The sequence below is a fragment of the Chryseobacterium camelliae genome (genome assembly GCF_030818575.1).
Taxonomy (GTDB): Bacteria; Bacteroidota; Bacteroidia; order Flavobacteriales; family Weeksellaceae; genus Chryseobacterium; species Chryseobacterium camelliae_A.
The window spans coordinates 203,155-220,175 of the sequence record NZ_JAUTAL010000001.1 but is presented as its reverse complement, the minus strand read 5'-3'; the positions used below and the strand labels follow the sequence as shown (position 1 = coordinate 220,175).

15 protein-coding genes and 3 tRNA genes are annotated in these 17,021 nt (G+C 38.3%); 3 read left to right on the top strand and 15 right to left on the bottom strand.

Annotated elements, in window-relative coordinates; all coding sequences use genetic code 11:
• Positions 1-13: 13 nt before the first annotated feature.
• The 7 genes from porN to QE404_RS01050 form a co-directional block, all read right to left on the bottom strand.
• The gene (gene porN / locus QE404_RS01080) at positions 14-952 is read right to left on the bottom strand and encodes a type IX secretion system ring protein PorN/GldN (protein ID WP_307445496.1); all 939 of its coding nucleotides are present in this window, start codon (positions 950-952) and stop codon (positions 14-16) included.
• A gap of 20 nt (positions 953-972) precedes the next feature.
• Positions 973-2,562 carry a type IX secretion system motor protein PorM/GldM gene (porM, locus tag QE404_RS01075; protein WP_307445493.1) on the bottom strand — a complete coding sequence of 530 codons (1,590 nt, stop codon included), beginning with the start codon at positions 2,560-2,562 and terminating at the stop codon, positions 973-975.
• Positions 2,563-2,613: 51 nt separating this feature from the next.
• Positions 2,614-3,306: a type IX secretion system motor protein PorL/GldL gene (gene porL / locus QE404_RS01070; protein WP_307445491.1), complete on the bottom strand. Its 693-nt coding sequence runs from the start codon at positions 3,304-3,306 to the stop codon at positions 2,614-2,616.
• Between the two features lie 67 nt (positions 3,307-3,373).
• Complete coding sequence (gene porK / locus QE404_RS01065; RefSeq protein ID WP_307445488.1) at positions 3,374-4,789, bottom strand: type IX secretion system lipoprotein PorK/GldK; 1,416 nt, start codon at positions 4,787-4,789, stop codon at positions 3,374-3,376.
• Between the two features lie 108 nt (positions 4,790-4,897).
• Entirely contained in the window at positions 4,898-6,751 is a 1,854-nt protein-coding gene (gene glmS / locus QE404_RS01060) for a glutamine--fructose-6-phosphate transaminase (isomerizing) (protein ID WP_307445485.1), read from the bottom strand.
• Positions 6,752-6,782: 31 nt separating this feature from the next.
• A complete protein-coding gene (locus QE404_RS01055; protein ID WP_307445482.1) occupies positions 6,783-8,330 on the bottom strand; it encodes a DUF4270 family protein in 1,548 nt (515 codons plus the stop codon).
• A 12-nt stretch (positions 8,331-8,342) separates the two neighbouring features.
• Positions 8,343-9,113, bottom strand: coding sequence for a glycogen/starch synthase (locus tag QE404_RS01050; RefSeq protein ID WP_307445479.1), 771 nt, complete (start codon positions 9,111-9,113; stop codon positions 8,343-8,345).
• Between the two features lie 169 nt (positions 9,114-9,282).
• Here QE404_RS01050 and panC point away from each other — a divergent pair, with 169 nt between their 5' ends.
• Positions 9,283-10,131 carry a pantoate--beta-alanine ligase gene (gene panC, locus QE404_RS01045; protein ID WP_307445476.1) on the top strand — a complete coding sequence of 283 codons (849 nt, stop codon included), beginning with the start codon at positions 9,283-9,285 and terminating at the stop codon, positions 10,129-10,131.
• Between the two features lie 90 nt (positions 10,132-10,221).
• On the opposite strand, the gene QE404_RS01040 is transcribed toward panC, so the two are convergent.
• The 3 genes from QE404_RS01040 to QE404_RS01030 form a co-directional block, all read right to left on the bottom strand.
• A tRNA-Lys gene (locus tag QE404_RS01040) sits at positions 10,222-10,294 on the bottom strand.
• A gap of 70 nt (positions 10,295-10,364) precedes the next feature.
• Positions 10,365-10,447, bottom strand: a tRNA-Leu gene (locus tag QE404_RS01035).
• Between the two features lie 35 nt (positions 10,448-10,482).
• Positions 10,483-10,555 (bottom strand) — tRNA-Lys (locus QE404_RS01030).
• A 116-nt stretch (positions 10,556-10,671) separates the two neighbouring features.
• On the opposite strand from QE404_RS01030, the gene QE404_RS01025 reads away from it, so the two are divergent.
• The gene (locus QE404_RS01025; protein ID WP_307445473.1) at positions 10,672-11,187 is read left to right on the top strand and encodes a shikimate kinase; all 516 of its coding nucleotides are present in this window, start codon (positions 10,672-10,674) and stop codon (positions 11,185-11,187) included.
• 4 nt (positions 11,188-11,191) lie between these two features.
• On the opposite strand, the gene QE404_RS01020 is transcribed toward QE404_RS01025, so the two are convergent.
• Positions 11,192-11,629: an RNA-binding S4 domain-containing protein gene (locus QE404_RS01020; protein ID WP_307445469.1), complete on the bottom strand. Its 438-nt coding sequence runs from the start codon at positions 11,627-11,629 to the stop codon at positions 11,192-11,194.
• A 54-nt stretch (positions 11,630-11,683) separates the two neighbouring features.
• Here QE404_RS01020 and QE404_RS01015 point away from each other — a divergent pair, with 54 nt between their 5' ends.
• Positions 11,684-12,433: a hypothetical protein gene (locus QE404_RS01015; protein WP_307445468.1), complete on the top strand. Its 750-nt coding sequence runs from the start codon at positions 11,684-11,686 to the stop codon at positions 12,431-12,433.
• A gap of 43 nt (positions 12,434-12,476) precedes the next feature.
• Here QE404_RS01015 and QE404_RS01010 read toward each other — a convergent pair whose 3' ends face one another.
• From QE404_RS01010 to QE404_RS00995, 4 genes are all read right to left on the bottom strand, one after another.
• Positions 12,477-13,994 carry an FMN-binding glutamate synthase family protein gene (locus QE404_RS01010; RefSeq protein WP_307445465.1) on the bottom strand — a complete coding sequence of 506 codons (1,518 nt, stop codon included), beginning with the start codon at positions 13,992-13,994 and terminating at the stop codon, positions 12,477-12,479.
• Positions 13,995-14,113: 119 nt separating this feature from the next.
• Positions 14,114-14,404 (bottom strand): DUF3861 domain-containing protein, encoded by a 291-nt coding sequence (locus QE404_RS01005; RefSeq protein WP_307445463.1) that lies wholly within the window; start codon positions 14,402-14,404, stop codon positions 14,114-14,116.
• A 329-nt stretch (positions 14,405-14,733) separates the two neighbouring features.
• The gene (gene mtaB / locus QE404_RS01000) at positions 14,734-16,080 is read right to left on the bottom strand and encodes a tRNA (N(6)-L-threonylcarbamoyladenosine(37)-C(2))-methylthiotransferase MtaB (protein WP_307445460.1); all 1,347 of its coding nucleotides are present in this window, start codon (positions 16,078-16,080) and stop codon (positions 14,734-14,736) included.
• Positions 16,081-16,207: 127 nt separating this feature from the next.
• Positions 16,208-16,810, bottom strand: a complete 603-nt coding sequence (locus QE404_RS00995; protein WP_307445457.1) for a DUF1572 family protein — start codon at positions 16,808-16,810, stop codon at positions 16,208-16,210.
• Between the last annotated feature and the right edge of the window lie 211 nt (positions 16,811-17,021).

The following is a 17,021-nucleotide window of genomic DNA, read 5'->3' as shown; positions in this document are numbered from 1 at the left end:
TATCAAATGAATTTTAATAATTCCACATGCTGTTCTCCATTTCAAGGATCTGAGCTTTGATTCTGTCACTTTCTTCAAGCTGCTCGTCAGCGTTTTTAGGAATATAATCCTTGATTACACCATCTCCTAAGCCACTGGAAGATTTATAAATGATAGAAGAGAATCTTCTTGCATTAATGATGTCATCAAAAGATAAATCAGCGGAAGAATTTTTCCTGTTATAAACGTAGTTGTTAGCAAGAATCTCTCTCGCACTTGGATAATAGATCCAGAAAAGATCGATTAACTCATCAGCTCCTGCCAAAGGCATTCCATCAGGTCCAACCTTTCCTTGAATTGAAGGGTCTGGTCCCATTGCAGAAATTGCAAGAGGCCTATATTTCATCTGGCCATCTCTCTTATCAATAAACCACATACCCATTATTTTAAGAACTTTAACTTTATCTGTGGTAGTCTTAATATGATCAGTATACTCCTTTTTCTCTTGTTCAGTTAATTGACGACCAGAGTTCAGAATATCAATAGCAGCATCATCAACCACAACAGCCTCAAGTCTTTTCTGAATTCCTTCAGGAGATAACTTGATCGTTAAGTTTTCATCATCATAAACTTCTTTAATATTGCCACTTAAAGCTCCGTCAAGCAAAAGTTGATACAGTGATCGGGTAGGTGTAGAAAGAAGCCCGTCTGGGTTATCATAATAGAATGGTTGATTAAGCTTATCATTCATATCTATTACTTCCCAAACAAACATACTTTTTAGAATGTCCTTATCATCAACAAACCCATATTCAAGAGGTTTTACTTTATTGCTGATAAGTGTATCTCCAACTTTCCTCATAGATTCATCTCTCATCTTTCTGAACTCTTCAGGAGAAGAAGCATTCAGAATAGTCTGGGAAAAAGCAAATCCCGAAACTAATACCAAAAGACTGCTAATATATTTTTTCATAATGTAATTTAATTTTAATCTTATTGTATATTAATAACAATTGGGGATATATTTTTAATAATCTGACCGTCAAGTCCGGTAGCAGTAGCTTTAATGTCATAAATATAAACTACATCTCCTGTTCTAAGATTTCTTGTCAATCCTGCTGCTTCACCTAAAGTATTACCTGAAATTAGTAGACCTGCTCTTCCAGGTACTTTTACCATAAATCCGGTTACATTAAATGATACAGGGAAGTCGAAATCCGGTATAGCAGCTTGTACTGATTGATTAGCTACCGATGCAGCAGGCATAGACAGTACATTTTTACCTCTCATTTGTCCTTGTGGTGGAGGTACATTTTTAATTCTATACTCAAATACCTGAGAAACTGACTTTCCACTTGGATCAGATCCTGAAAGTGTGATCTTAACTGTATTACCTGTAGTAGGTTTAACAATCCACTTTCCTTGACCATTACTTCTTACAGAAGCTCCAGGTGCAGAAAGTGATAGTTTAGCATTATCAGCACCAAGGATAGACCCTGAAACAGGGTTATCAAGACCTCTGTACATTACATTCATTTTATCCGCAGATAATAATAGTCCTTTTTGAAGTTTCACTTCCTGAGGACCTGCAATAACATTATACGTGTGTGACCACTGGAAGCTCTGCGGTTTCCCTGAAGCATCGGTTAATGTAATTGTTCCTCCTACTTTATGCTCTCCAAGACCTGATCCTGAAATAGGAATAGTACCTTTTCCATTTTCCTGTCTGCTCACTCCTGAAATGTTGATCTTATTACTGTTTGAATAAGTTCCTAACATTACTGTAACATCTGCCTGCTTACCAGACTGAATATCAGTTGGACCAGATACAATCGGCTCATAGTTTGAGAATTTGATGCTTGCATCAACTTTTTCCTGTAACATCAATGCCAAAGCATCTGATTGTACGTTCCTTGCATCATTCTGGATGATTTCAAGGTTAGAAATCGCAGCGATCAGCGGCTGATGATAGAATTTGTTCTGGAACCATGTCTTCTCATTAGGTGATTTTCCTTTCGGATATTCTGCAATCAGAGATTTGTTAGCTCTTTCTACTAAATCTTTCAGTTGAGCATTATTACCAAAAGTAGCATTGATATAATTCCTTACATCATCAATTTTAGCTTTAAGGTCTAAAGCTCCCTTGGAAGGGGTATTTTCGTCTCCTTCTTTAAAGAAGTACTCCGTAGTTGCTTCATTATTATTTAGTGCAGCGAAGTTCTCGCTTACATCCACTTCTTTTCCGGCCTCGTCTTTCTCTTGGAACTCAGATTTCTTTTTAAGAAGATCTTTGATATCCTGAGCTGATTTTACCAATACATTGATTTTATCTCTTAAAACCTGATACTGCTGCCAAGGCTGAGCGTAAGTATCCGGTACCTGCAGGGCTTTTGCTTCAAGAGTTCTTTCGAAAATCCTTTCGTTCTTTCTTTCCGTTAAAGTCCTGGTCTCGTTAAGAGCTTTTGTTGAGTCATAGTATGACCTGATGATTTCTGCATCAATATTTAGGGCCATCATCGCGATGAACACCAAATACATGAGGTTGATCATCTTCTGACGAGGGGTCTGTTTTCCTTGTGCCATTCTCTTTTCTTTTGTTTTTAATTAAGTTTTATATTAGAAATGGTTTTGGAATTAAGACTTCATTGCGGTTAGCATACCACCATAAACTCTATTTAAATTATTCAAGTTAGACGTTAAACCTTGTAATTCCTGGTTAAATTTTTCTGAATGCTCAACAGACTTCTGCATATCGCTTACATATTTCTTAGCGAATTCAGCCTGTCTCTGTCCACTTTCAAGTTGCATAGCATATAATGCATTCATGCTTTCCATATGCTGGGCAGCTTTGTTCAGCTGATCATTGTATTTATGAGTAGAAGCAGAAACATCCACAGTCTGGTTGATCTGATCTACAGAATTTGAAAATTTATCGATCCCTGTTCTTAATCTTTCGAATAACTGAACATCAAGCTTGGCATCCTGAAGCATTTTGTCCAGTTTGGTAGAAAGTGAATTTTCCAATTCAGCAAACTGAGCGGCAGCATTGCTTTTAGATACGTTTGAATGCAGTGGATTTGGATTGGCATGCTTATCCAACAGTTCAGGATATACATTTTCCCAAGCATAAGACTCTTCTGATTTCGGAGGGTCAAAAGCAAAGATGATGAAAATGATAGCTTCAGTGATAAGCCCCACTGTAAGAGCCATATTACCGTTAACAGGTCCTAGAGTAATGTGGGTAATTTTAAGCCAAGCCCCAAGAATTACAATTGCAGCACCGAATGAATAAAAGAAATTCATCCAAGCATCTTTAGTCTTAAACATATAAGTCAGTTTTTTTAATGTTAAATAAAATTGTTATTGAAAAGTAATATAATGGTTTGATTGAAAATTATCTGCTAACTCTTCTTGGTTTAACAGCAGCTTCAGGGATGTCCTGTACTGTTCTGAATCCGATATAGCTTCTTGCAGAATCTTTTCTTTCCCAGTCTCTTGCCCCTGTCATCAGTGCATAGCCAACATCTTTCCAAGAACCACCTCTTACAGATCTTTTATCATCTGCTTTATCTTTAGTAGAAGGGTTAAGTGTTGAAGAGAATGCTGGTGAAGAATTATTGTAGGCAGATTCCGTCCATTCTGCAACGTTTCCAGCCATATCATACAATCCGAATCCATTTTTCTTAAATTTCTTTACCGGAGCTGTATATGTGTAAGTACCTTTTTTCTCATCTTCCATATAATTACCTCTCTTAGGCTTGAAGTTGGCTAAATAGCAACCTCTGTCATCCATTAAATAAGGACCTCCCCAAGGATAGGTAGCATTTTGCATTCCGCCTCTGGCTGCATATTCCCACTCAACTTCCGTCGGAAGACGGAATATCATTGGTCTCTGTTTTTTTCTTTTCAGACTTTCGTTATAATCTGTTTTCAACTTCGTTCTGAAATTACAGTATGCTCTTGCCTGATCCCAGGTTACACCTACTACAGGATAGTCTTTGTAAGCCTTGTGCCAGAAATACTGTTCAAATAACGGCTCATTATATGCAAAATGGAAGTCTTTTACCCAAACTGTGGTATCAGGGTAGATGGCAATGCTTTCACTTTTAAGGTAATTTACTCCTCTTTGGTTATCTGCAATAGCAACATCCATATCCCCCCATTTGTAATTGTATTTTAGTTTACTAACATCCAGAATCCTTTCATTTCCAACTCTTGATGATGCCGGTAAATACATGGATTCCAATACTTCCGCATATTCTACATCAGGATATTTATTTGTATTCCAATGCAATGGAACTTTCCAGTCCAGTTTTTTGCTTGGATCATAGCCATCTTCTCTTCCTCCCTGTCCTTCAAGATATTCCTGATATGGTGTTAAGTTTTCTTCCTTCTGTGCAAGATAGGCATAGTCTCCGATGCTTGTTCCTCTTCCTTTACCTTCACCTCCTTCTCCGGCAGCCTCAGCAAGCATGGTTCTTGCGATAGAATCTCTTACATAATTGATAAATACCCTGTATTCTGCGTTTGTGGTTTCTGCTTCATCCATAAAGAAAGAAGAAACTGTAACCGTTTTCAAAGCTGCTTTTTCAGGAGTATTTGTAGGATCCTGATCTGCAAGACCTGCTACGAATGATCCTGCAGGAATTGCCACCATACCGTAAGGTCTTTCTGCAACAAATGATTTTGTTTTTTCTCTAGGTATCAATTCTCCTTTTGTTCCCGGTTTACCTACGGAAGAAGACCCTCCACCTGAACAAGATACCGATGCTACCGACGCAGACACTAATAAAAGAAATATCCTTTTCATGTTAATTTTTATAATTAAGCCGTAAATATATAATTTTTTTAAGAAACTTTTAAGATTTTTTTTGAAATAACGGAGGAAATCTAAATTTATTTTATTTATACTTCGTTTTTATTCTACAGTTACGGATTTCGCAAGGTTTCTAGGCTGGTCTACATTTGCTCCACGGTATACTGCAATATAATAAGCTAATAGTTGAAGCGGAACAGAAGCTACGATAGGTGAGAAACATTCTGATGTTTCAGGGATCTCAATAACATAATCCGCCATAGCGCTTACCTGCTGATCACCTTTATTAACCACTGCTATCACTTTTCCTTTTCTGGCCTTGATTTCCTGGACATTGCTTACAATTTTATCGTAATGCCCTTTTTTAGGTGCGATGATAACAATAGGCATATTTTCGTCAATCAATGCAATTGGCCCGTGCTTCATTTCGGCAGCCGGATATCCTTCAGCATGGATATAAGAAATTTCTTTCAGTTTTAACGCTCCTTCTAAAGCGGCTGGATAATTATACCCTCTTCCCAGATAAAGGAAGTTAGTAGCATTAACGAAATCTTTTGCAATGGTTTTTGTGAGGTCATGGGTAGATTCCAATACTTCTTCAATTTTTTTAGGAAGTACATCCAGTTCTGCAATCAGGCTCATAAAATCAGCATTGCCCAAATTCCCGTTATGTTTACCTAGCTTTAATGCGATTAAACTGAGAATGGTCAGCTGTGCAGTAAATGCTTTGGTAGACGCTACACCAATTTCAGGACCTGCATGGGTATAGGATCCGGCATCTGTAATCCTTGCAATAGATGAATCCACTACATTACAAATCCCATAAATGAAAGCTCCTTTTTCTTTTGCCAGTTTTAAAGCGGCCATCGTATCGGCAGTTTCGCCTGACTGAGAAATGGCGATTACTACATCTTTATCCGTAATAATAGGATTTCTGTATCTGAACTCTGAAGCATATTCTACTTCAACCGGTATTCTTGCATATTCTTCAATAAGATATTCTCCGATAAGACCGGCATGCCAGGAAGTTCCGCAGGCAATGATGATTATTCTGTTGGCATTCTTGAAGCGTTCAAGGTGATCCCAGATACCAGCCATTTTTATAATACCCTCTTCTACCAGAAGCCTTCCTCTCATGGTATCATGAATAGATTTAGGCTGCTCGAAAATTTCTTTAAGCATAAAATGTTCAAAGCCCCCTTTCTCAATCTGTTCAAGACTCAGTTTTAGCTCCTGAATTTCAGGTTCAATTTTAGAATTTTCATTGATTGTCCTTATATCTACTCCATTTTCCAATGAGATGGTAGCCATATGGCCTTCTTCGAGGTAAATGGCTTCTTTTGTAAATTCTACAAAGGGAGAAGCATCCGATGCAATGAAATATTCATTATCTCCAATACCAATCGCTAAAGGAGAGCCTAAACGTCCTACAACAAGCACTCCAGGATAATCTTTGTGCATTACAGTTATAGCATATGCTCCGTATACTTCATTTAAAGCATAACGTACGGCTGTAGGGAAATCTGTTTCAGCATTCAGATCCATGAAATACTGAATAAGGTTTACCAGCACCTCAGTATCTGTTTCCGATTGAAAAGTAAACCCTTTATCATTCAGCATGATTTTAATGGTATCATAATTTTCAATGATTCCATTATGGATAATCGCTATCTTTCCATTATTGGATACATGGGGGTGAGAGTTTCTGTCACTTGGTACACCATGTGTAGCCCAACGGGTATGCCCCATACCTATACGAGCGGTTCCTTCTAACTGACTTGAAATATCTACAAGATCATCCACTTTTCCTTTCGTTTTCTGAACCTCAAATGTATTGTCTGACTTTTCAAGAACGATTCCTGCACTGTCATAGCCGCGGTATTCCAATCTTCTCAGACCATTGATCACTATATTATAAGCATCCTGAAATCCTGTATATCCTACTATTCCGCACATAATTTTATATTAATAATTAGATTTGTTTAATTTATTTTGTTCCACAAATAACTCTCAGCTGAGCTTTGTTGGGATTAGCTGTATTTGATCCTACAAACACAGCTCTGCTCACAGCGTAAGCTCTGGATGTATATGACTGGCCTGCCAGCCCTGTATTGGCAGCATTACTTAAAAATCTTCCTATATCTATCCTGAAATATTTATACTGATTGCTTGTTCCCCCCTCTACAATATCTTTTACTGATTTAGTCACAGTAAATTCATAATACGCAGGATTTTTATCCATATTGTATAATTTATAAATTCTGAAATTAGGTGCTGCTGCTAAATTGAGAGCATCAGTAGTAAAAGAGCTAGTCATTTTTCCATTACTATCTTTGTCTTTCTGAAGGAACGTCAGATTCCTTGGTTTAGCATAGCTGTTATTCCAAGAAACGGCATCTGTATAAAGTCTAATCTTAGCACTGATTATAGCTGCCTTATTATTCTGATATAATTGCTTCAAGCTATCTATTGTTTCACCTGGAATTTTAATTCCTATAGATGGGCCACCCATTCCTTGAGCAAACAACTTAGAATCTCCTGTAACCATATTTCCTAAAGAAGCAGATGAATAAGCGGTATTGGTTCTGTCATATTCATATTGACCTATATGTGCATTGCCAGAGCCCAAAACAAAAGAATAATTGGCTGAGGTTCTCGTAGTAGTTCCGTTGTCCGTCTTATCATATTTATAGTACATGATCAATTCCATAGAGTTAGGAGAGAATTTAAATAAATATCCGTCATTCTCATCAACTGCAATTCTAAGCCCTCTGAAATGTCTGATAAAATTCGAGGCATCCTGAAGTTCCGGCTGGCCTTTCTTAGCAATGATCTTATTCTGGAATAAAGTTTTGTCCAGATTGATTCTGATCCCTGGTGCAGAAGATGTAAATATGGATGAATTATCAGAATCCTTTGTAATTGTAACGGAATTTATATTACCGTCAAAAGTTTTAGAACCTATATTAGTAGTATTATAAGCAAAAACCTGATTAGACTTTACAGAATCTGAAGCTCCTTTCAGGAAGTCCAACACTTCATATACTTTGATATTCAGTGTTCTTTTTGCTTTCCCGAATTTTCTTACCGGATACGTATTCACCACTTTTTTGGCAGCAACGTTGCCGTCCGGATAAATATAGTCTTCATTAGTCGTTGTTTTCACAGAATCTGCCGCATACTGCGGCTTGATTACCAATACTACAGAATCTACCACAGCATTAGCTCCAAAATCAGGATTATAGGTAGATAACCTGAGCTGTGTAAGATAAGAGGCTCTCTGCATGCCAAATTGGTCTTCCTTAAAGGCACCAAGCACAGCTGAATCCAATTTCGCAGCATCACTCCTGATACTGTCATTATTAATGATATTGAATGCGGTGATATTATGTATTTTTTCTTTCCCTTGTGCAGCTTGGTCTAGAAACAGCTGTTCCCCCAAGGTATCTGGATCCGGTTCGCAGTTATAAAGCAATACACTTCCTAAAATCGCCATGAAAAGTACAGCGAAAGCTTTTTTAATTGTATGAGTCATTAAACTGTGTTTTTAATAAAGTTTGTTGATTGAATCGACATCCAGGTATTCTGATTTCTGAGTCGGTGTTTCGTTAAAAGCAATATCCAGGTCTCCTTCAAGGAACTCATCCCCTTTCACTACCATATCCACATAATTCATGCTTTCGATGACAAAACTCTGGATGGTAGGCTTATCTAATGCCTTGAGTCCGGAAATATTATCAAATTTCAGTTTTTCACCGATTTTCTGATCCAGTTCGGCATCTTTTTCGTTGTATAGAGAAAGTACGATTCTGGCATCTTTAAAGTAGGTATCGGATTCATAGTACGTTTTAAGATACACAGGAACAAAGGAGGACATCCATCCATTCAGATGAATCACATCCGGAACCCAGTTGAGCTTTTTAATAGTTTCTATAACCCCTCTTGCAAAGAAGATCGCTCTTTCGTCATTATCAGGAAAAGGAGTTCCTTCATCATCGAAGTAATATTGTTTCCTTTTAAAATATTCTTCATTATCGATGAAATAAACCTGAAGCCTTTCTCCCGGCAGCGATGCTACCTTAATGATTAAGGGCTGATCAAGGTCATTGATAATAATATTCATTCCTGAAAGACGGATGACTTCATGAAGCTGAAATTTTCTTTCACTTATCTGTCCAAATCTTGGCATAAAAACTCTTACATCATTGCCTTCATTGTGCATTTTAAGTGCCATTTTATTCACCACTGCAGCCATATTTGTATCTTCTTGGTACGGATACATCTCTGTAGTAATATACAGTATCTTTTGATTCGGCATAAACTCTATCTAATTTTTGTAAAAACGCTTTAATGTGCAAAATTACAAAAAAACATCCAACATAATTTTAATTAACACTTTTTTACGACAATTCATCGGCCGAGATTACGAAAAACCCATTTTGTTGTATGATATTTTTAGTATTTTTGAAATACTATTATAATATGATATGGAAGTTTTAAAAAATAAAAAGACGCTTCAGGATTTTATCGAGCGGCAGAAGGAAATGGGCAAAAGGATAGGGTTTGCTCCTACTATGGGTGCATTACATAATGGTCACCTTTCCCTATATGCAGAAGCCAGGAAGGAGAATGATCTTGTGATTTCTTCTGTTTTTGTGAATCCTACCCAATTCAATAATGCTGAAGATCTTAAAAAATACCCGAGAGATGTAAAGAAGGATATTAAAATACTGGAGGATTCCGGATTAGTAGATGCAGTTTACATTCCTGAAGTTATTGATATTTACCCCGAAAAAACAGAAAGCAAATCCTATAACTTCGGCGGGCTGGAACATGAGATGGAGGGAAAATCGAGGCCAGGACATTTTGATGGCGTAGGAACCGTTGTGGAAGAGCTGTTCAGACAGGTAAAACCTGACAACGCCTATTTCGGAGAAAAAGACTTTCAGCAGCTGGCCATCATTAAGAAGATGGTAGAAAACCAAAAACTTCCGGTAAAGATTCATGGAGTGCCTATCCTGCGTGCGGAGAATGGTCTTGCTTTAAGCTCCAGGAATCAGAGACTTGATCCGGAACGCAGAAAAGCGTCAAAAATTATTTATGAGACATTAAAAGAGGTCAATGATTGGTTCAGGGTTTTAAGCATACCCGAAATTAAAGCAAGAGTAAAGGACATTTTTGAAAACCAGCGTGGAATGGAATTGGAATATTTCCTGATTGCAGACGAGAAAACGCTTCAGGAAACAGATTTTTTCTATAAAAACAGAAATTATAGGGCATTCATTGTGGTGGTGGTAGACGGAGTAAGGCTCATTGATAATATACATCTTGACTAACATAAAAAATCAAAGGCTTCCTGAGGGAAGCCTTTGAAACACCAAATCACAAAATATTAATATGAAAAAAATTTACTTTTCAGTAAACTGTGACCCGGCTGGGATTCGAACCCAGGACCCATACATTAAAAGTGTATTGCTCTACCAGCTGAGCTACCGAGTCGGCCACAATTAATATGTTAAATATAAAATAATTTATACTTACTCAATATTAATTATTCAAATTTTTGCAGTGCCTGCGACTGGACTCGAACCAGCACATCCTTAGGAAACCACCCCCTCAAGATGGCGTGTCTACCAATTTCACCACGCAGGCAAATAAAATTACAAAATCCAGTAATTTTTTGCTTGTGACCCGGCTGGGATTCGAACCCAGGACCCATACATTAAAAGTGTATTGCTCTACCAGCTGAGCTACCGAGTCGGTCACTTTATTAATCAAGTTTTCATTAGTGTAATGTCCCTTGTTTTAAGTGGTGCAAAGATATAGCTTTTTTTTATTTCTCAAAACTTTTTTGCAAATTTGTTCAAAAAAAATTCATGATAATTTCACTTGTAGGATACATGGGAAGCGGCAAATCTCACATTTCCAAAATATTAAGCGAGAAACTGGATTTCAGGCTTATTGACCTCGATAAAGAGATTTCAAAAAGGAACAAATTAGCCGTTCCTGAAATCTTTGAAAAGAAGGGCGAAATTTACTTCAGGAAACAAGAAAGGGAAATTCTGGAAGAGATTCTGGCTACGGAAGAAAATAGTATTCTGAGCCTTGGAGGAGGCACGCCGGTATATTATAACAATATGGAAATTATCAACCATAATTCAAAAAGTATTTTCCTGAAAGCATCCGTTGCCACTTTATCCGAAAGATTGCTGAAGCAAAAGGACAAGAGACCGCTTATTGCCCGTATTGCTGATGAGGACCTGCCTGAATTTATTGCCAAACATCTCTTTGAAAGGAATGAATTCTACAGCAAATCCCAATTCAGCGTAAGTACCGATGCCAGATCGCCTGAAGATATTGTAGAGGAAATCATAGAAAAGCTCTATCATTAGAGCCTTATGCCTCGGCTTCGTCTTCTTCACCGCCTTCACCAAAAAAGTCATCCCAGTCGGTAAAATCAGATGCAATATCATTTCCTACATATTCATCCATTTCCCTACGGTCTTTTTTGGTTGGCCTCCCTTCCCCTTTTATTCTGTAATAATCCTGGGAAGCTTTTCGCAATTTCAGGAGTTCATATTGTTCCTTATCCGTTACATCCTTGATATGAAGCGGTACCAGCTTGGCCCCTATCCTGCTTTTAGGGATCTGCAATACTTTAATCTTATAATCGATCTGGTTTTTACGAACTTTGATAACATCTCCTTCTTTTACCTCTTTAGATGATTTCACTACAGAATCACCAATAGAAACCCTGTTCTTTTTGATTTCCTCAGCAGAAACTGTTCTCGTTTTATAAAAGCGAATACTCCATAAAAATTTATCTATTCTCATATTTTTTTATACTTTTGCCGTTATATTATTTGTAAAGTAATTAAAGTTTTTGAAATGAAAAAAATATTTTTATATATCCTTGCAGGATCTTTGTGTTTCTCTGCCTGTAAAAAGGATGATGAAGCCGAAACTTTTGTGGAGCCGGAAGACGTATCAGTCAGAAACTCATATGATGAGCAGGCCATCCAGAAGTTTATGGATGACAATTATCTGGACACCCAAGGAAATATAAAAGCCTTCAGCAGTACGGATGCCAGCGATGATAATTACAAGAAGCTTTCTGAGCTCAACCCCGTAAAACTTCCTTCAGGAGTAATCTACATCATCAGGGCCGGAGCACAACCTACTGCAGGAAAAACCATTGGAACCGATACAATGATCAGGACAATGATCAGAGGGAACTACTATCTTGCTACAGATACGGATGGAAATGTTGCCTTTAACAATTCTTATTCCGGAACACTGATCAATACCATTGACGGACAGGGTTCTCCAGTGACAGATCCGCTATTTTACTATGTGAAAAATATTATTTTAGAAAATGCTACTTCTGATGCGGCCAAACAGAGAAGCTATTATGAAATAGAAGGATTTCAGGAAGGACTTAAATATTTTCAGTCCTTTGACAATAAACCGGATAGCGACGGATACAACCTTCAGGGTGTAATCATCGTTCCTTCCAAAGCTGCTTTCGGCAGGGATTTGCATTATAATTATGTAGGCACATCACTTCAGAACAGATGTTTTGTGTTTAATTTCCAGCTGTACAATGCTGTTACTCCAAGACCGGCAAGTAACCAATAAAAAATAAAAAATCGCTTCAGGAATTCTGAAGCGATTTTTTTATTTAGTATTTTGCGTGCTGCCTTACACTTCCTAATACATCAGGGAAAAAGAGATCAGAAAGGTGATCAAATTCATCTCCCCTCATAAACATACTTGCATCCACTTCCTCATATGAACTTCTTCCTGCCGCAGCAATGAGTTCATTACATGTATGAAGGGTATTCTTATGGAAATGGTATACCCTTTCACTTTTATCAGTCACATCAAGCCCCTTAACGAGCATTTTATCCTGGGTAGCTACTCCTGTAGGGCATTTATTATTATTACAGCGCAATGCCTGAATGCAGCCTAATGAAAACATAAAGCCTCTCGCATTGTTACACATATCCGCTCCCATGGCAACAGCTCTTAAAATATCAAGGCTGGTTAACACTTTTCCGCTGGCGATTACTCTGAGTTTTTTCCTGACGTTGTAGCGATTGAGAATTTTGTTTACATAAATCAATGCCGGTTCCAAAGGCATTCCCACCCCATCCGAAAATTCAGGAGGAGCCGCACCTGTTCCTCCTTCAGCGCCATCAATAGTAATAAAATCCGGATAAATTTTCAAGACATTCATCTGAACGCAGATATCTTCAAACTCCCTGGTATCTCCTATACAAAGTTTGAACCCCACCGGTTTGCCTCCGGAAAGGTCTCTCAGGTGCTGTACAAACCTTAGTAAGCCAGCGGCATCGGAAAAAGCGGAATGAGCGGGAGGAGAAAGTACGGTAATCCCTGGGGTTACATGACGGATCTTAGCAATTTCCGGAGTATTTTTAACTCCCGGCAAAACACCTCCGTGGCCAGGTTTGGCTCCCTGGGATAATTTGATCTCAATCATTTTAACACTGGGAAGCGTTGAATATTTTTTAAACAGTTCCGGATTGAATTTTCCTTCATCATCCCTGCATCCGAAATATCCTGTTCCGATCTGCCAGCAGAGATCGCCTCCTTCCAGATGGTAAGGTGAAATTCCTCCTTCACCCGTATTATGATAAAAATTTCCTTTTTTGGCGCCCCGGTTCAATGCAATCTGTGCACGGTCGCTTAAAGCCCCAAAGCTCATTGCTGAAATATTTAATAAAGAAGCATGATAAGGCTGTGTACACTGCTCTCCTCCTACCCATACCCTGGGAAGCTCTTCAGAAGGCATTTTAGCATAGATGGAATGCTTAATACCTTCATATTTTCTGTGGTTCACTTCCAGTTGGGTTCCAAAAGGCACAGTATCGCCCAGATTTTTTGCCCGCCGGTATACTGCAGAACGCTGGTTCCTGGGAAAGGGTTTCCCGTCTGTCTCCCTCTCAATAAAATACTGCTGCATTTCAGGAGAAATACTTTCAAAAAAATATCTGAAATATCCCAGAACAGGAAAGTTCCTTAGAATAGCATGTTTGGTCTGGGTTACATTATACACGCCAATTGCATAAATAATAGTGAGAAAGAAAGGAATCCACCAATCTGCTCTGATTAAGAATGCAACAGCCCATGCAACGGCTACAATAACTGCTCCCCACAACAAAAATTTGTCTCTCATATCACTTGGATTTTTATTTTTTAAGATTGCTACAAATTGCCTACCACATTCTCATGATCATTAATATCAAAATAATGGTACACAGAAAAGGTATTTCATAAATCTGGCCATTTTTCGGATTACAGGCTTTTAAGTTTTTTCATAAAAGATCCGATGGCAGGTTTTAATTCTTCAAATATGGGAAGATCTTTATGGGTTATCATGACTTCCGTAAAAAGCTTGAGTCCTAAAGCAAATTCGTTGGCCGTTTGCTCATTATCGAATATATTTTTATTCCTGATCAATTCAAAAATATGAAAAAGGTCATCATGGTTTTTGAATTCGAGTGATAATGTTTTGCTGCCTGTAGATCCATCTTTCAGGGAAATCTCTTTAAGATCAAGATGGTAGGTATTGTTTCGTTTTTCCATTTATTTAACTGTCAGATTGTACTGCTAAAATCTTTTTCAGTGCTATTAAAGGTAGTCATTTTTATTCAAAACGATTTTATAAGGCTACCGAGCAATGTAAATTTTAGCTTTAAGATTGATTCCGAAGATAGTGATGGATGAAAATTATTTATTAATGAAAAACTACTAATAAATGGGTCAGAAAAGCAAGTGAACCGTAACAAATGAAATTGAATACGCGCCAATCACTCACTTACCTTACAGCAGCTTACTGAAGGTAAATAAATGGTATTACAATTACTAAGAAATTTTAATTCCGGAAAGAGAATCTGAAAACAGGTTCGATCTCGTTATATTTTTTCAAGAAAGGTTTCAAAAGAACTCATGACGGATACGGTACCATCCGCCTCTATTTTTTCCAGTTTCAGAAACTCGATCTGATTGACAGAAGAAGGATCAAAGTCTTTCTGAACCCGCACATAATTTTCCGTAAAGCCAAACATCTTACCGTCTTTGTTTTCATGCTCCCAAAGGACAGGCAAAGTTTTCCCAAGCTGGTCCTGATAGAAGGCCATTTTTTTCTTTTCAGATAAAATTCTGAGCATTTTGTTCCTTTTCTTCCTTTCAGACACAGGCACTACACCTTCCATCCCTGCAGCTTCTGTATTTTCCCTTTCAGAATAGGTAAATACATGAAGGTAGGTAATAGGCAGTTCATTCAGGAAATTATAGGTTTCCATAAAGCGTTCTTCAGTTTCCCCTGGGAAGCCTACAATCACGTCAACTCCAATAGCGGCATGAGGCATCACTTCACGGATTTTATTTACCCTGTTGCGATACAAACCGGTAAGGTAGCGGCGCTTCATTTTTTTAAGCAGGTCATCGCTTCCTGACTGCAACGGAATGTGGAAATGTGGTACAAAGCTTTTGCTTCTGGATACCAACTCGATGCTTTCATCCTTCAGAAGGTTGGGTTCGATAGATGAAATCCGTATTCTTTCTATTCCAGTCACCTGGTCAAGCTCGGAAATAAGGTCAAGAAAGGTATGCTCATGCCTTTTATTCCCGAATTCCCCTTTGCCGTAATCCCCGATATTTACACCAGTAAGAACAATTTCCTTAATATCCCTTGCAGCAATTTCCCGTGCATTATTCAGCACATTTTCGATGGTATCTGAACGTGAAATTCCTCTGGCCAATGGAATGGTACAATACGTACATTTATAGTCACATCCGTCCTGGACTTTCAGGAAAGCCCTGGTCCGGTCACCAATAGAATAACTCCCGATGAAGAAATCTGTTTCTTCAATCTCACATGAGTGTATGGTGCCATTGCTTTCAGACTTTTCCAGGTCGTCCAGATAACTGAGGATATTGAATTTTTCTTTCGCTCCTAAAACAAGGTCTACGCCGGTAATCTGTGAAATTTCTTCAGGCTTCAGTTGTGCATAGCATCCCACAATCACAACCAGTCCTTCAGGATTTGCTTTCATGGCTCTTTTCACATGAAGCTTACATTCGCGGTCTGCATTTTCAGTTACCGAACAGGTATTGATCACATATACATCTGCTTTTTCATCAAAACTTACCTTATCATATCCGGCATCCGTCAGCTGACGGGCAATAGTAGATGTTTCTGCAAAGTTTAATTTGCAGCCTAAGGTATGGTATGCGGCAGTTCTGTGAAAAGTAGACATGGATAACTCCTGATTTTTAGGGTGCAAAGATAATACTTTTAAAGTGAATAGTCTATTGATACCTTCTATGGATTATTATACAAGGCATTTATCTGTCAGTACCTTAAGCAGCTTAAGTTATTTCAGGTTAATGGTATGCTTCGTCCTGGAAATCATCCCTTACTTCGGGGCTATTCTGATAGCAGACCGGAGATGAGTTTTCAGACAACGGATCACTGGAAAATCTGCTTTTCATTTCCGTATTGAATTCCTGAGATTTATTGCGGGCTACAGAAAGCGTATTCCAGTCTTCATTCTTCAGCATCTTAGCGATATAGATGATCTGACCGATATGGTACGGATAATGTGCAAGCTGGCGCAGAACTGCATCCAAGACAGAATGTGCCTCGCTCCGTATATAAATGATCGCATGAAGATTTTCATCATTGATCTGATCCAGCGCACCAAAGAGACAATCCCAGCCTATTTCCCAAAACTCCAGAACTTCACTTTTGGTCTTAAAAGAATTGAAAAACTCTTCATCCCGCTTGCGCCAGTCTTTTTCTCCATCTTCCATTAAAAAATTGGTCCATCTGGAAAGCATGTTTCCGGCAATGTGCTTTACGATTACTGCAATCGAATTGCTTTCTTCATTATACTGCCAGAACATCTGCTCTTCCGAAAGCTGTGCTAAGGTGCGGTCTCCAAGTGATTTATAATACTGAAATCGTTTGATAAACAGGTCTTTCATAACATTTGTTTTGATCAAAGTTAAGCATTAAACCGGCTATTTATGAATTTATGCCGGTAAATCTCTCATCCCCCTAATCCTAGCCCCGATTGGAGCATTTGTCTGAGCTCATTTTCTGTTTCGGGCGGCGGCAAAGCCGCCGCCCGAAACAGAAAATGTCGAGTGCGGAAAGCGGGAAAGAACTCCTGAATCACCTGCTCTTACTAAGACC

Bases quoted from the DNA above. Each gene is read 5' to 3' on its own strand.
- mtaB (WP_307445460.1), bottom strand. From the start codon at position 16,080: ATGTCTACTTTTCACAGAACTGCCGCATACCATACCTTAGGCTGCAAA.
- porM (WP_307445493.1), bottom strand. From the start codon at position 2,562: ATGGCACAAGGAAAACAGACCCCTCGTCAGAAGATGATCAACCTCATG.
- QE404_RS00995 (WP_307445457.1), bottom strand. From the start codon at position 16,810: ATGAAAGACCTGTTTATCAAACGATTTCAGTATTATAAATCACTTGGA.
- QE404_RS01020 (WP_307445469.1), bottom strand. From the start codon at position 11,629: ATGAGAATAGATAAATTTTTATGGAGTATTCGCTTTTATAAAACGAGA.
- porK (WP_307445488.1), bottom strand. From the start codon at position 4,789: ATGAAAAGGATATTTCTTTTATTAGTGTCTGCGTCGGTAGCATCGGTA.
- porN (WP_307445496.1), bottom strand. From the start codon at position 952: ATGAAAAAATATATTAGCAGTCTTTTGGTATTAGTTTCGGGATTTGCT.
- QE404_RS01055 (WP_307445482.1), bottom strand. From the start codon at position 8,330: ATGACTCATACAATTAAAAAAGCTTTCGCTGTACTTTTCATGGCGATT.
- QE404_RS01010 (WP_307445465.1), bottom strand. From the start codon at position 13,994: ATGAGAGACAAATTTTTGTTGTGGGGAGCAGTTATTGTAGCCGTTGCA.
- QE404_RS01015 (WP_307445468.1), top strand. From the start codon at position 11,684: ATGAAAAAAATATTTTTATATATCCTTGCAGGATCTTTGTGTTTCTCT.
- porL (WP_307445491.1), bottom strand. From the start codon at position 3,306: ATGTTTAAGACTAAAGATGCTTGGATGAATTTCTTTTATTCATTCGGT.
- QE404_RS01050 (WP_307445479.1), bottom strand. From the start codon at position 9,113: ATGCCGAATCAAAAGATACTGTATATTACTACAGAGATGTATCCGTAC.
- QE404_RS01025 (WP_307445473.1), top strand. From the start codon at position 10,672: ATGATAATTTCACTTGTAGGATACATGGGAAGCGGCAAATCTCACATT.
- panC (WP_307445476.1), top strand. From the start codon at position 9,283: ATGGAAGTTTTAAAAAATAAAAAGACGCTTCAGGATTTTATCGAGCGG.
- QE404_RS01005 (WP_307445463.1), bottom strand. From the start codon at position 14,404: ATGGAAAAACGAAACAATACCTACCATCTTGATCTTAAAGAGATTTCC.
- glmS (WP_307445485.1), bottom strand. From the start codon at position 6,751: ATGTGCGGAATAGTAGGATATACAGGATTTCAGGATGCTTATAATATA.